This is a genomic window from Agaribacter marinus (assembly GCF_030160655.1).
GTDB lineage: Bacteria > Pseudomonadota > Gammaproteobacteria > Enterobacterales > Alteromonadaceae > Glaciecola > Glaciecola marina.
Map to the genome: position 1 here is coordinate 180,807 of NZ_BSOT01000011.1, position 14,626 is coordinate 195,432.

Annotated in this window: 14 protein-coding genes and 1 pseudogene; 7 read left to right on the top strand and 8 right to left on the bottom strand. The window is 41.4% G+C overall.

Going from position 1 to position 14,626, the window contains the following annotated elements:
- Nucleotides 1–7: 7 nt before the first annotated feature.
- Both QQK00_RS17955 and QQK00_RS17960 read right to left on the bottom strand, forming a co-directional pair.
- Nucleotides 8–1,441 (bottom strand): aldehyde dehydrogenase family protein, encoded by a 1,434-nt coding sequence (locus tag QQK00_RS17955; protein ID WP_284219063.1) that lies wholly within the window; start codon nt 1,439–1,441, stop codon nt 8–10.
- A 9-nt stretch (nt 1,442–1,450) separates the two neighbouring features.
- Nucleotides 1,451–3,091, bottom strand: a complete 1,641-nt coding sequence (locus QQK00_RS17960) for an acetolactate synthase large subunit (RefSeq protein ID WP_284219064.1) — start codon at nt 3,089–3,091, stop codon at nt 1,451–1,453.
- Nucleotides 3,092–3,259: 168 nt separating this feature from the next.
- Between QQK00_RS17960 and QQK00_RS17965 the strand changes: the two genes are divergently transcribed.
- From QQK00_RS17965 to QQK00_RS17975, 3 genes are all read left to right on the top strand, one after another.
- Nucleotides 3,260–4,033 carry a DUF6671 family protein gene (locus tag QQK00_RS17965; protein ID WP_284219065.1) on the top strand — a complete coding sequence of 258 codons (774 nt, stop codon included), beginning with the start codon at nt 3,260–3,262 and terminating at the stop codon, nt 4,031–4,033.
- Nucleotides 4,034–4,114: 81 nt separating this feature from the next.
- Entirely contained in the window at nt 4,115–4,630 is a 516-nt protein-coding gene (locus QQK00_RS17970; RefSeq protein WP_284219066.1) for a RidA family protein, read from the top strand.
- 15 nt (nt 4,631–4,645) lie between these two features.
- On the top strand, nt 4,646–5,206 hold the full coding sequence (locus tag QQK00_RS17975) for a nucleotidyltransferase family protein (RefSeq protein WP_284219067.1): 561 nt from the start codon (nt 4,646–4,648) through the stop codon (nt 5,204–5,206).
- 229 nt (nt 5,207–5,435) lie between these two features.
- Here QQK00_RS17975 and QQK00_RS17980 read toward each other — a convergent pair whose 3' ends face one another.
- The 6 genes from QQK00_RS17980 to QQK00_RS18010 all read right to left on the bottom strand — a co-directional run bounded on the left by QQK00_RS17980 (nt 5,436) and on the right by QQK00_RS18010 (nt 11,947).
- Nucleotides 5,436–6,833 (bottom strand): amidohydrolase family protein, encoded by a 1,398-nt coding sequence (locus QQK00_RS17980; protein WP_284219068.1) that lies wholly within the window; start codon nt 6,831–6,833, stop codon nt 5,436–5,438.
- 52 nt (nt 6,834–6,885) lie between these two features.
- Nucleotides 6,886–7,743: a fumarylacetoacetate hydrolase family protein gene (locus tag QQK00_RS17985; RefSeq protein WP_284219069.1), complete on the bottom strand. Its 858-nt coding sequence runs from the start codon at nt 7,741–7,743 to the stop codon at nt 6,886–6,888.
- Nucleotides 7,744–7,884: 141 nt separating this feature from the next.
- The gene (locus tag QQK00_RS17990; protein WP_284219070.1) at nt 7,885–8,583 is read right to left on the bottom strand and encodes a LytR/AlgR family response regulator transcription factor; all 699 of its coding nucleotides are present in this window, start codon (nt 8,581–8,583) and stop codon (nt 7,885–7,887) included.
- A complete protein-coding gene (locus tag QQK00_RS17995; RefSeq protein ID WP_284219071.1) occupies nt 8,580–10,343 on the bottom strand; it encodes a histidine kinase in 1,764 nt (587 codons plus the stop codon). Before QQK00_RS17995 ends, QQK00_RS17990 begins: the two co-directional genes overlap by 4 nt.
- 294 nt (nt 10,344–10,637) lie before the next feature.
- The gene (locus QQK00_RS20550; RefSeq protein ID WP_431307758.1) at nt 10,638–11,519 is read right to left on the bottom strand and encodes a carboxymuconolactone decarboxylase family protein; all 882 of its coding nucleotides are present in this window, start codon (nt 11,517–11,519) and stop codon (nt 10,638–10,640) included.
- 59 nt (nt 11,520–11,578) lie between these two features.
- On the bottom strand, nt 11,579–11,947 hold the full coding sequence (locus QQK00_RS18010) for a MerR family transcriptional regulator (RefSeq protein WP_284219072.1): 369 nt from the start codon (nt 11,945–11,947) through the stop codon (nt 11,579–11,581).
- Nucleotides 11,948–12,283: 336 nt separating this feature from the next.
- Between QQK00_RS18010 and QQK00_RS18015 the strand changes: the two are divergent.
- From QQK00_RS18015 to QQK00_RS18030, 4 genes and pseudogenes are all read left to right on the top strand, one after another.
- Nucleotides 12,284–12,367 (top strand): annotated as a pseudogene (locus QQK00_RS18015) (type II toxin-antitoxin system YoeB family toxin); the annotation flags it as partial.
- 21 nt (nt 12,368–12,388) lie between these two features.
- Nucleotides 12,389–12,718, top strand: a complete 330-nt coding sequence (locus tag QQK00_RS18020) for a transposase (protein ID WP_284219073.1) — start codon at nt 12,389–12,391, stop codon at nt 12,716–12,718.
- Nucleotides 12,719–13,581: 863 nt separating this feature from the next.
- Nucleotides 13,582–14,055 carry a GNAT family N-acetyltransferase gene (locus tag QQK00_RS18025; protein WP_284219074.1) on the top strand — a complete coding sequence of 158 codons (474 nt, stop codon included), beginning with the start codon at nt 13,582–13,584 and terminating at the stop codon, nt 14,053–14,055.
- A gap of 119 nt (nt 14,056–14,174) precedes the next feature.
- A complete protein-coding gene (locus QQK00_RS18030; protein WP_284219075.1) occupies nt 14,175–14,468 on the top strand; it encodes a hypothetical protein in 294 nt (97 codons plus the stop codon).
- Nucleotides 14,469–14,626 lie beyond the last annotated feature (158 nt).

Here is a 14,626-nt window from a genome sequence, read left to right on the forward strand (position 1 = left end):
AGAACGCCTATTTGTTAGGCGTTCTTAGCACCATTAAGCGAATTTCTGTCATGTCTTCGATGGCATAGCGTATGCCCTCACGACCAAGGCCAGATTCTTTTACGCCACCATATGGCATGTTGTCAACCCGCCAACTAGGTACATCACCAATGACTACTCCACCAACTTCAAGTTCGTCCCATGCTTTATGTGCCTTGTAGATGTCTCGCGTAAATATACCGGCTTGTAAGCCAAATTGAGAGTCGTTAACACTTTCTAGAGCTTCATCGAAATCACTAAATTTACTTAGTACACTGACAGGGCCAAAGGCTTCTTCGGTCACAATATCACAGTGTCTTGGGACATCTTCCAAAATAGTTGCCCGCAGCATCGCGCCGTCACGCGCACCACCGCATAGAATTTGTCCGCCTTCTGCCACAGCCGCTTGTATCCATGATTCAAGCCTTTTTGCCTCTGACTCAGCAATCATTGGACCAACAAATGTGTCCTCATCATGCGGATTACCGTGTACTAGCGTTGATACTTTATCTACATAACGAGCTTTAAAGTCGTCATATATATCGGCATGCACAATAACGCGTTGAACGCCTATGCAACTTTGACCTGATTGGTAGTAGGCACCAAACACAATACGTTCTATTGCATCATCTAAATCGGTATCGGCATCTACTACACAAGCTGCGTTGCCACCCAACTCAAGAATCACGGGTTTTTTACCCGCTTTAGCTTTAAGCGCCCAGCCTACATCGGGCGACCCGGTAAAACTTAATAACTTGAATCGTTCGTCAGTTGTAAATAGATCTGCGCCGTCTCTACTGCATGGCAGTATGGAGAATGCGCCCTTGGGCAATGAGGTCTCAGCAAGTATTTCACCAATAATGAGTGCGCCAATAGGGGTTCTACTGGCAGGTTTAAGTACAAATGCGCAACCAGCAGCTATCGCTGGCGCAACTTTGTGTGCCGCAAGGTTAAGTGGAAAGTTAAACGGCGAGATAAATGAGCATGGGCCAATCGGCACGCGTTTCGACATGCCTGAATACCCTTTAGCGCGCTCTGTAATCTCCAAATTGGTGACTTCACCATTAATGCGCACTGATTCTTCAGCCGCAATTTTAAAGGTATCGATAAGGCGAGTGACTTCACCGCGCGCATCTTTAATTGGCTTCCCTGCTTCAATACAAAGCGCGTCCGCTAGCTCGTCATAACGTTCTTTAAAGCGTGCAACACAATGCTCTAAGATTTGCTGACGCTGGTAGGCAGGCATTCTATTTAATGCTGCTTGCGCTGCTTCTGCGGCTGCAATGGCTTGGTCTATGACGTGCGCATCAGCAAGGGCTACCTGCGTGGCAACTTTTTGTGTGTATTTGTCGATAACATCAAGATCGGTATTGGCATAAACCGCTTCATTGGCTAAATAATAGGGATATTTATCTGCTAACATAATACCTCCTTAAAGCTTGTCACTGAGCTGACGAATGGTTTTGTTGAGCGTATCGTCATTTAAGCTGTAGTCCACAGGGACATCAATTAGGTGTACATCAGGCGTATTCAAACAATGGGTTATTTGTTTGCCCAACTCATCGACAGAATTTACACGCCAGCCTTTGCCACCATAGCTTTCTATATATTTTACAAAGTCAGGGTTACCGTAATCTAGGCCAAAATTATCGAAGCCCATATTTGCCTGTTTCCATTTGATCATACCATAGGCATCATCGCGTAAAATAATCACGACAATGTGAAGTTTGAGCCGCACGGCAGTTTCTAATTCTTGACTATTCATCATAAAGCCACCGTCACCGCACACCGTAATGACCGCTTTTTCTGGGTGGACAAGTTTGGCTGCCATCGCTGAGGGAAGTCCAGCACCCATGGTTGCTAGTGCATTGTCGAGAAGTAGCGTATTTGGAAAATAGGCGGCGTAGTTACGGGCAAACCAAATTTTATAGACACCATTGTCCAAGGTAACGATGCCGTCTTTAGGCATCGCTTTGCGTACTTCTTTGACAAAGCGCTCTGGTAATATTGGGAATCGATCATCATCTTCTGATGCGGCGCGATGCGCGCAGTATGCATCGTGTACATCATGATAAAAATCAAGTCGCCAATGATCTTGTGGTTTTACCGTTTCTTTTATTTGCCAAATACTGTTTGCAATGTCTCCAATTACTTCCAACTGCGGGAAGTACACTGGATCGACCGCAGCGGTTTCAAAGTTAATATGAATCACTTTTTGGCCGTCTGGCTCCATAAAGAAAGGCGGCTTTTCAACCACATCGTGACCAACGTTGATAATAAGATCTGCCCGATTTATCGCCCGGTGCACAAAGTCTCCGCTTGATAATGCTGTGTTACCTACAAACAAATCATCACTTTCATCAATTACCCCCTTACCCATTTGTGTGGTTACAAATGGCACACCGGTCTTGTCGACAAATTCGCGTAGCATTTTTGCCGTCAGTTTACGGTTAGCGCCAGCGCCAATGAGTAGTAATGGGGACTTGGCTTGTTCTATCATTTCAACCGCGTGTTTTATTGCTTTGTATTCCGCTATCGGGCGACGAACATCGCTGGCAGGTACTAATAATTCGCTGGTGTCTTCATCTGAAATGTCTTCAGGAAATTCAATATGTACGGCACCCGGGCGTTCTTCACTGGCAATTCTAAACGCTTCTCGCACAATGGATGGAATGCGGTCGCCGCTCACTACTTGGGAAGTATATTTGGTGATTGGTCGCATCATACCGACCACATCTATCACCTGAAATCGCCCTTGTTTACTGGTCTTAATAGGCTTTTGCCCTGTAATCATTAAGATCGGCATTGCCCCTAATTGTGCATACGCTGCACAGGTAACTAAGTTTGTCGCACCGGGGCCAAGCGTCGAAATACACACGCCAACTTTGCCTGTTAAACGGCCGTAAGTGGCGGCCATAAAACCTGCGCCTTGTTCATGGCGGGTTAATATGAGCTTTATCTTGGATTCTCGTAGTGACTCAAGTAAGTCTAGGTTTTCTTCACCGGGTATACCAAAAATATACTCTACGCCTTCAGCTTCAAGGGCTTTAACCATTAAGTCAGATGCTTTCATTGATTATCCTATATGTTGTTGTGCTTACAGAATGTTAAGCAACAGGGTAAATATAGATTTGTTTAAGCAAAAATATGTTTCATGTTTAGTACTACTAGATAATAATCTTAGAGCATATACAGCAATTTACATAAGTTTGGCGTGGTTAAATTTGATAATAAAATTTGTTTGTTAACGAAGCATCATAAAGAAAATCAAATACTTCCGGTGTTTGGTGAGATGTGGAACGGCGAATTAATCACCTATGATACCTTTGATACCGACTCGCTTGGTAGCTTTGATGGCGAAGTAAAAAGGCAATTGTCACCAAGAGAATGTGCATTAAAAAAAGCACATTTGGCTTGCGAATTGTCGGGTTTACATCAAGGAATAGGCAGTGAAGGGAGCTTTAATGGTATTGCGGGTATTGGTAACATGGACGAAGAGTTTATCGCATTTGTTGATATAGTGCGCAAAATTGAAGTGGTTGGTGTAGCTAGGCAAATGGTGAGCTTGCAGGCGCATAACGCTACCGATCTTGACGATGCCGTGCAGTTTGTAAAGCACTTTCCAAGTGCGCAAGCGTGGATGACTAATGGTACGGCAGGTATACAAAAAGGTGTTGTGGGCGAGGAAAGCCTGCGCCAAGCGCTATTTTATGAGGCATGGCCAGTTACGATTACTCCTGATTTTCGAGCAATGCATTGCCCAGAAAGGCAACAGGTGATTAAACAAGCAACACGTGACCTGATTGAGCGTTGTAAAGCAAATTGTCCTAAGTGCGATTACCCTGGTTTTGTGTTTGACAATACCGAGACAGGGTTACCTTGTGAGCTATGTTTATTGCCAACAAATCAGATAAAATCACATACAGCTATATGTGCACATTGTCACTATAGCGAAAAAAAAGCCGTAAGCGAGACAAACGCCTCGTCGTTTTATTGTTCGTTTTGTAACCCTTAAAGCAAAAAAGCGAAGAGCATCTGCAATTGCAATGATAAGTACAACTATAACTACAAATAACCATTAAAAAGGAATGTCCATATGTTGAACCGAATTTACGTTTTAGTCTTGGCAATGTTGTTAAGCAGCTTTGCATTGGCGGATCCTAGCGAGGTCTTGAAGCAAAAAGGTATTACCTTACCTAAGGTAGATGCGCCGTTAGCAAACTATGTAAAAACCGTGCGTGCAGGAAAGTTAGTATTTACTTCAGGGCATGTATCTGTAGATGTTGACGGTAAAGCTATCAAAGGAAAATTGGGCGGTGCAATGACCATAGAACAAGGTCAGCACGCAGCAAAAGCGACAGCGATTCAGATACTTGCAAGTCTTCAACATGAATTGGGAGATCTGAATAAAATCAAGCGAATCGTAAAAGTATTGGGAATGGTGAACGCAAGTCCAGATTTTACTGAACACTCACAAGTGATGAACGGCTTTTCAGACTTTATGGTGGACGTGTTTGGTGATAAAGGACGGCATGCACGTTCAGCCGTGGGGATGAGTTCACTGCCTGGCAATTACGCTTTAGAAATTGAAGTGATTGTTGAGATTGAGTAACGTTCAGATTTCTCTATGGATACCGCTGAGGTGAATTACGAAGCGCTGATTACATCCTGGATAGAGGCAGATGCTACTCGCTATGCTGCACTTACGTTAGCCTCAGATTTACGATTGAATGATTGGTGCCTTTCTGCTGGCTTCCTTCGAAATCTCGTCTGGGACAATTTACATCAGAAGCACAAGCCTACACCGCTAAATGATTTGGACCTTGTATATTTTGACCCTAGAAATGTTAGTCCGGAAGTAGATTTCGCGCTTGAACGTCAGTTAAAGTCACGTTTAGCGCTTCCGTGGTCTGTTAAAAATCAAGCAAGGATGCATGTTCAAAATAGCGATCACCCATATTTGTCTACTGCTGATGCTATGAGTTATTGGCCTGAAGTAGAGACTGCCGTAGGAGTCAAACTAACTAAAGATAGTAAGCTAGCATTTGTAGCACCATTCGGTTTAGACGCGCTGTTTACACGCACTATTACCATCAACCCAAAGCGCAAAAAGCCAGAAGTATTTGCAAAGCGATTGCAAAGTAAACACTGGCTAAGGATTTGGCCTGAGCTATGTGTTATTTCGTAATAGACGCACCTGCGAGCTATCAGCAACGCTTTGCCGATGGCAGTTTCTGCAGATACGAAAACAGACAGCAACAATGATTATATGTCTTAATATAAGAATAAACCCCGAATCGAACTCGCACACTAGTTCGGAACGAGGTTTATTACACACAACTGTATAGTTGAGTTTTACTCCACTAAATTAATAACGAGGGACGGGATAGATATTAATATTATATAGCTAAGCATACTTATTCACTCCCCCATGACTTACGCCAATTTGCTTTAAGCCCATCACGGTCAATCGCTTTTCCGCGAATAAACACCTGACTTATTTTTCGAGTATTGGTGATATCATCAAGAGGGTTTGCATCCAGTACAACAAACGCGGCTTCTTTGCCTGGCGCTATTCCTCCTAAATCGTCAAGCCTCAAGCTCTGAGCGGAGGTTTGAGTAGCCGCAGTAATCACCTCATTGGGTGTGAAACCCGCTGCAACCATGTTTTCCATATCTACATGCGCCGACCAACCGACAGGCTTATCGCGGCCTGCTCCACCTGCATCGGAGCCCAATGCAAATCGTACTCCGTTAGCGCGAAGGTCTCGTATAGTCGAAACCTGAGCGTCCCATTGCGCTTTAGACTGAATTCGTTCTTCGGAATTTGTGCTAGGAAACTTTCCCTGTAATTTTTTTAAATGAAAGGGAGAGATCATGTCGGCTAACAATGGATCAGGAGAGTGTAAATATGGCGCGAAAAATGCCATACGATAGCCTGAACTAGTTAGCGCAGAGAACGGACGACGTTCTTTGACTAGGTCAGAATCTATTGGATAAATAGGGTGCAAGTAAATATCTGCACCCGCTCGAATATAGGCTTCTGAGTCCGACTGATTAACGGGGTGGAAACCCACTCTGAGGTCATACTTTTTTGCCTCATCAATAAGAGCAAGCGATACATTCATCGGCATAGTTGGGTTGTAATGAGGCCACATTTTAATCTGTTTAACATTCCAACTGGCTAAGCGCTGCACTGCGGCTCTCGCTTCAGCCTCTGAACTTACGCCAAATGCAGATTGGCGCGCCAAATATGGTACAATGGCTTGTTTTGTAGTGATGCCGGGTCCTGCTGAATAATAACGCGCTGCGTTAGGGTGTTGCCCAGCAAGTACCTCGTCACGAATCTGATGAGGTACTTCACCAAACTCATAACCGGCACTCCAGGTCGCTACAATACCGGCATATGCAAGTCGAGATAAGTGATCCAATATATTATCGCGCGTAAAATTATGCGCTCCGAAATTGAAGAAACCTCGACCTGTCGGGTCATTTCGTGTCCAGTCGGAATCAATATAACTGTATCGGTCGTAGCCAATATGTGTATGCGTATCTATAAGCCCAGGAATAACCGTTTTGCCCGCTAGGTTCACTCTTTGAATATCAGCAGGCAAACTCAATGCCCCTCTATTACCTACCTGTGTGAACTTACCGTCACTCACGATAAATGCTGCATCTTCAATCGGCGCGCTTCCATCTCCCGTAATAAGGCGAGCCCCCTCATACAGTGTCGCTCCATTGCAAGCTAAACTAAGGAGCATACAGATTACCGCCAAAACACGGGTTACAGATTTTAGTGTTTGTCTCTTTGTCATTTGTTTGTACCTGTACTTAAATAAGTCTGTCGATTAATTCGTCGCAATAACACTATTTTGCTTTGAGTAAACGTTGGGGCTCTTCTTTGTCGCCAATGGTATTGCGTAAGACGCCAACACCTTCAAGCTCAATTTCAACCACATCGCCAGGCAGCATCGCACTTGTCTTTCCCGGCGTGCCACTGAAAATTAGATCTCCAGGTTCCAAGGTTACGTAACGACTGACGTAACTGACTATTTGTTCGGGGCTAAAGATCATGTCTTTCGTGCTCTGAGACTGCATCACCTTCCCGTTCACGCGTGTTTGTACTAGAAGATTATTGTAATCCGCACCACGAACCATCACTGGGCCGACAGGACCAAATGTATCTGAGGATTTCCCCCTGAACCATTGCACATCGTTTTGCTGCCAATGCCTTTCACTGATATCATTGCCAGGAGCTACCGCAAAAATATAGTTAGAAGCATTTTCTAACGAAACATTTGAAGCCGTTTTTCCGATCACCAAGACCATTTCACCCTCAAAGTGCAGATCGGTCGTATCAGAAAAATACCTCACTTCACTATCATGGCCAATTAACGACGTTAGAAGCTTGGCAAATAGCACTGGCTCTTTTGGCGTTGGCATACCCTCGATATGGCTTTGAAAGTTATGCCCGACAGCAATCACTTTTTGTGCATCTGTAGGAGGCAGAATACTTACCTTCTCTATCGGTACTTTTTTACCTGTACGCCGGTGAGAACCAAATATGTCGCCGTTCAACTCATGAATGGTCTCCCCCTCCAAAATCCCATAAGAAACTTTGCCATCAGTTTGATAGCGTATATATGTAGTCACAGGCTCTGACATCACAGTGCCACTCCAAATGGACGTTACCGCGAATACCAAAAATAAAATAATCTTCTGCATACTTTCACCTTTAAAAAACGTTTGATTTATGCGCCTAGCCTAACCTCAAGTCAGTCAGAACTGGGGGAAAACCTTGCCAATGGTTCTATAGGTATGTGTATGGTCAGGAAGGAAAAGAAGATGAAATGTAATGACGCTCGACTAGAGCATATTATGCTTAATGCTCTTATATTTTGCGCGACTAAGCGGAAGTGATTCGCCATTGAGCAGTATCAACTCATGCTTATTGTCACCGCAATTTTTAATTTCTTTTACACGTTGAAGATTGACAATATACGATTTATGAACTCGAAAAAAATACTGCGGTAAAATAGCTTCTAATCGATTAAGGGACTTATCGTGAAGCGCGTTTCGGCCATCCTGCATGTGAATATCTGTGTAAACACCACAGCCTTTAATGTAATTAATGTCATTGACGTTAAGCAATATGAGTCCGCCGTTTTTTTTAACAGACACATAGCGAGCTTTACCTCCCCCTTCATGAATCAAGCCATCGTATTTATTAAATGCTTTCTCTAAACGCGCATGAGACAAAGGTTTACCAATAAAATCCAAAACACCGTATTCGAACGCCCTGACGGCTTGGTCGGTATTCGCCGAAATAATAATAGTATGAAAGCTTGACGCGACAGCTCGCTCCAATAACTCAAAACCGTCTTTTCCATTTAAGTTTAAATCAAGTAATAACACGTCAATTGTGTATGATTCTAAATAAATATCTGCTTCTTCTAAACTAAAACGCGTTACGATAGAGAGCAGGCGACTGTTTAGTGTATGTTTACACATGCGAACAATCCGCTCTGCAATCAACTCCTCGTCTTCAACCACCATAATTTTCATGAATAAGATCCTTTTCGTATAGGTTTATCATGAATATCAATTTCAACCGTCCAGCCACCATTTACCGAAAAGGAACGCATAGTCCAGCGCTCTGGATAAGACTCTTGAAGTCGAGATTCTACATACTTCAACCCCATTCCTCCGTCATGATTGTCTTTAAGCGACTCACTATCATTAAAAAACGTATAACGAACACCGAAATCATGTATTTCTTTCGTCAGTACAAACTTCCCGTGTTGTCGCCGTTTATAACCATGAGTGATACCATTTTCTACCAACGTGTGGAATACCGCTGGCGGAATCTTTTCATCACCATCAATACCCACGGATTGCAAAGAAAAGCCTGAGTTCTTTCGCCACCCCATTATTTTAAGATGTGCGTCGCACAGGGTTAGCTCATCTTTTATATTGATTAATTTTTTACCTGCTGATTGAGAAAATACACTAAACTCAGCCGCTAGTGCATCAATAAAATCTCCGGCTTCATTTGGCTTTTTCACCAACAATTCCTGGAGTGACATCAAAGAATTCATTATAAAATGAGGCTGTATATTTTTTTTAAGTAATTCATTTTCCAACCTCGATGAGCGTAAAACGGCTTCTCTATAGGTATTATTCTGCCTGATAACCTGAATACCAAATGATAACGTCATACAGGCGATAAAGAACAAGATACCAAAAAAGTAACCATACTCTAACCACTGACGGTTACCTAGCAGTGTTAACAGCACGTACCCCAATAAGCCAACCAAACTCAAACCTGCGCCAACCCGTCCTCGCCAAAAAGCAATAGCCGATACGATGAGAGAGAGCAGTGCGATTGCAACAAGATAACCTCCTTTAAACTCAACAAAGTACGCAAATACAGTAAACGCCAACAAACTTATTAAGTAGATATTAACTCTAGGCACAGAAAGCGTCAGCAACACAAATGCAAGCATAAAGAAATTGCCCACATACGCAGACGTATGCATCAGTGTCTGACTACTATCATATTGCGATATGGACAATTCTTCAGTGTAATTCACCGTATAAACCAAATAGACTTTGAAGATGTTCACCAAGCAGTAAATAGAGAGAAATAGAAACGCCGGCTTTCGGTTGTAACTAAAGAAAAAAACAAGATTAAACACCGATACAGCTAAAAACACGCCGGCAATAAAATATTTGATATTGCTCGCCCATATTTCTTTTTTGGCAAATTCATCATATTCGCCAATCTGAATCACAATGGGTTCGTTAGGTAGTGAACGATATTTATGATTCGATATTTCTATTGCAACTATATGCTCTCCAGGTTGACTTAGAGATTCAGGAATATTAATTATTCCCCTTACCGAACCTTCGACCTCATTTTTATGTGCATCAGCGATAACGCCATTATCAAAAAGCTTTCGTCCATCCCAGTACAATTGACTCGCACTGCGCAGATTTTCAAATTTTAGCGATAATAGCTGGTTCTGCGACAAGCTATCGGACAGAATAACCTTTGTTCGAAGATAGTAGTGATCTGCATTGAGCATAAGCGTATTTTCATCATCACTTATATCAAGGTTCTTCCATTGACTGTCGTCAAACGCTTTAGCATTCCACAAGGCCTCATTTTGAGAGTGGTAGCGCCAAGTACTCAATGAAGATAAACCGCCAGAATACTCCGTAGCGTGTTTAACCGGCTCTTCGTAAGCTTCGGCAAATGCAAACGTTACACCAAGTAGCAGCAGAAAAAAAAAGCGTAAAATCAACCAACGATATCTATTCACTTTTACTGTATTTTCCTCTACCTATTTGTGAAATTTATTTGCACACGCAATCTTACTAAAGTAAGTATGACCCAACTAAGGATGTATTAATATATATTGTTAAATTGATCTATACTCCAGTTACATGCGAGTGCTCGATGCACTTTATTCCTTTGATTCGAGCCCAAGGCGAGAGAAGGCGTTAGCTGATTTGGCAACATTAGTTGGGGTGTTTAGGTGGGCAGATATCGCCTTAATAAGCTAGGATAAAGTCTCATCTGGCCCCACCAAATTTCAAATTTCAAATTTCAAATTTCAATCTTCAATTTCCATTTTTATCACTTCTTTTAATGCTATCGTGCCATTAATCGCTGAAGGAAACCCGGCATAGACACTCATCAAGATCATTATTTCCCGTATTTCTACTTGGCTTACTCCAATATTTAATGCCGCCTTTATATGAAACTTAAGCTGTGAAGGAGCATTCCCCATTGCAGTCAAAGCGGCAATCGTAGCAATTTCTCTGTGTTTCGAATCTAGAGCAGGTCTTGCAAATATGTCAGAAAAGCCATACTCAACAACAAACTTAGCCATATCGGGTGAAACATCTTTAAAAGTTTGCTCTAATATTTCAACCTGACTTTTGCTAAGCATTTTTAATTTTTCAGAACCATACTCGTAACGAGTTGTATCTTTAGGAATTGGCGACGACTGAATAATCCCCTTTTTATCTTTTTTGCCTTCGGATTTGCGTTCTTTTAGTACCTCTTTTAACGCCATCATTCCATTGATTGAACTAGGAAAACCCGAATAGGCGGACATTTGTAAAATGACTTCTTGAACTTCAGCAATATTACAACCCACATTTAATGCGCCATGCATATGTACCTTTAACTGGGGTTCAACATTCGCCATTGCCGTTAATGCTGCGACAACGGCAATCTCTTTTGATTTAAGGTCTAATCCTTTTCGGTTATAAACATCGCCAAATGCATATTCGATAATGTATTTCCCTAAGTCTGGCGATATATCGCTCAGGCTCTCAAGCACCCTTTCTCCAGCTTCTTGATCAATGTACTTTAAATTCTTTAACCCTATTTCATATCGTTGGTTTGAGGTTGACATAATATTATCCGCTTTTAAGGTTTGGCAGAAAAGTAATGAAAAATGAATACAAATGATGATTAATATTTTCATGGTTTAGACTCCAAAGTTAATTAAAGAATAGAAGCCTAATACTTAGAGCTAACTCTAAGTCAACCTTTTAGATTGTTATTAATGATTTTTTCATAAAAACCAATTTTTTCTCTGATATTTTTAAGGTGTAAAGACTCAATAGCTATTTTTTTCTCTACGGCTAAGGCATGCTCCTGCAACAACTGCTTTCTAAGCTCAGATGTAGATTCTCCTTTTTCTCTTAAGTCAGCATATTGTTTTATATTATCCAACGGCATTCCCATATCTTTTAGGCGCTTAACGAAACTGACCCAATCAATGTCTTTTGAAGTAAAATAACGATGTCCGTTTGAATCTCTTTCAATGCTTTTTAACACGCCAATTTTTTCATAATATCGAATAGTATGGGCTGAAACATTTGTTAACTTTGAAAACGTCTGAATATTCATGCAAATTCTCTAGGCTCGAATGTTGTGGTTAAAAGCTGGCATCAAGGTTTAACTTCTTGAGTATTAGATATAGACTGATCTCAGAAATAATAATGAGGGACTGAATAAATTCTACCGTATCGTTAGGTCTTTAGTTTGTGTCAATTTTCTTCAGCGCATCTGCTAAAATTCGAACTGCCATAAAAGGTCTCCAGGCAGGTCTTTTAAGTGGTCATGTTATATTTAGGCCAATGGTTATTCAATAGTTAGTGTTGTTAGGCTCGCTCTCTCAATAGTCACCCTTATCTTCCTGTCAGAAACTCATTTTCGTGTTCGCGAGCGTGTGATGTTTAGCCTCGTAGAATCGATGATACTAATCGTTTGGTTTATGTAGTTGATAACGATTTTTTAGTAATCATATCTTGCCGTTATCACTATTGAACTAATGCCCGTTATGCTGATGTGAATGAAAAGCGCATTAAAGACATCAAAACAACAGAGCCGCTAACCAATGATATGGCGGTTATTGTACCTAACACACTATTAATTGAATGCTTAATATCGCAACTTAAACAGTTAATGTTGTCTATCACACGCTTCGATACTGAAATTAAGGCGTTTTACAATAAACACGCAGACAAGTTTATATTTGATAGTCTACCAGGTGCAGGTCCTCAGTTAGCGCCGCGTTTATTAGCAGCTATGGGATCAAACCGTGACCGCTACCAATGCGCTGCAGAAATACAAAAATACGCAGGTATTGCAACAGATATTATTCATCGAGCAGGCTAATATAGGGGCGGTGACTCACATCCAAAGATCTGGAAAATTATGGACAACTAGCGAGAATAGCTGGATTTAACTTAAACGCGGCCACTTCGTGTGGAGAGATATTCGCAGATGCAGAGCATGTCATTGGCGCAGAGGTTTAAGAGAGTGTTCAATATTGACATTACCATCTGCGAAGCTTGCACAAAGACGAATGTTACAATAACCGCCAGCATTACAGAGGCGGCAATCATCAAGAAGATATTAACACATTTGGATAAACATGATTCACCAATAACAGCAAATACCTGCAGAGCACCACCACTGAATGAGTCAAAACGAATAACGCCAATTAACGATTAGGTAATCCAAAGAAATTTCGACTTTGGCGCCTACTAAAAGTACTAACACCAATATAGCTTGAACATTAATTTGTTGAGGCAACACTTTTCACATATCTGCACCCAGATTTCAGTACCAATGGCCAGCCAATATCCTTATCTTAATTACATTCACCTCGTTATTGCTCGCAGTTTTTCAAATTGACACACGTGAACCACGTCCTAAATTCAGCTGTCACAGAGGGTAGTACATAGCGTTAATCTCTCTTATACTCTTAGCTCCAATTCTCGGTTTGTAAATTAATTATCTATTGTTTGCATGATAACAACTTGATTTTTATGAATATGTGGAAACCGAGAATTCACGCTATGACTTTTAGAACCAATAACTTTTAATAGTTATACCCGCTGAAATAGAGGGCTGTCTTGACATTTATCTCGAATTGTCGTCACAATATCTCGTAATTACATATTTAGTAACTGTACGTTCGGACTTATACGGACGTGCAGATAATAAACTGTTATGCGTAATAAGGAATTCGAGCATTGAAAGTAAGAACAGCAATTGAAAAAGATATCCCTGATATTCTTGCACTAATTCGTGGTAAGGCAGAATTTGACGGATGCTTAGAGCAGCTGCGTTCAGGTGAGGAAGATATAAAAAATGCATTTTTTATAGAGAATCCAAAAGCGAAAGCATTAGTAGTAGAAACAAATGGCAAGGTAATAGGCATCGCCACCTATTATGAAATTTATTCAACCTTCATCGCAAAGCCAGGAATCTGGCTAGACGACTTATTTGTTTACGCAGGCTCTCGTCAATCTGGCGCAGGCAAAGCGCTTATCAAGGCGCTTTGCTGGATTGCAAAGGAGCAAGGTTGTGGGCGTATCGATTGGATTGTCGCAAGGGATAATTCTAGTGGTCGCCAGTTCTATGAATCAATTGGTGCTCACATATTCGAAGAAGTCAGGCATTCGAGATTAGACGAAAATGCAATTAATCAACTACTGCGCGCATAACAAAAAGTTCAACCTGACCTCCGCTGCGTTGTTCGTTTTTGTGGCTTCACGCTACGCTACCACAAAATCAAACAACTTCTCTTCGGCAGGTTAACTTGGCGTTATGTGTATAGGGAAGTATGAGCAAATCTGAACTCGAAAAGATCTTAACCGAATCGTTAAATGAACTTGAATCTAGCGGAGATATAGTAATCTCTACTACGACTCCAAACGTTGTGATTGATAAATTAGTTCAGGCTGTTTCCAATGTTTATCCAATTACTTTAACTGAATTGGAACTCTCTGCTGTAAAAAATGCTGTTCACGTAACTTATTCAGGATTCAAATTAGATGATTGGGATTTTCAAACTCATATTGGTTTAACTAAAGACGAGCTTGCAGTAGTATTTAAAAAGCTTGGTAATTCAGTGTAAATATACACATAACAAGCAAATCAACAGGACTTAAAACAGTTTGTTGTTTTTCGTTCCTCAAAATTTTAACAAACAATTTTTAGCCTGTTATTTGGGCGTTGGTATGACTCCCCACGTCAAGTAAAACGCAACAATCTTGCCTGATCCTGTAAGCCTAA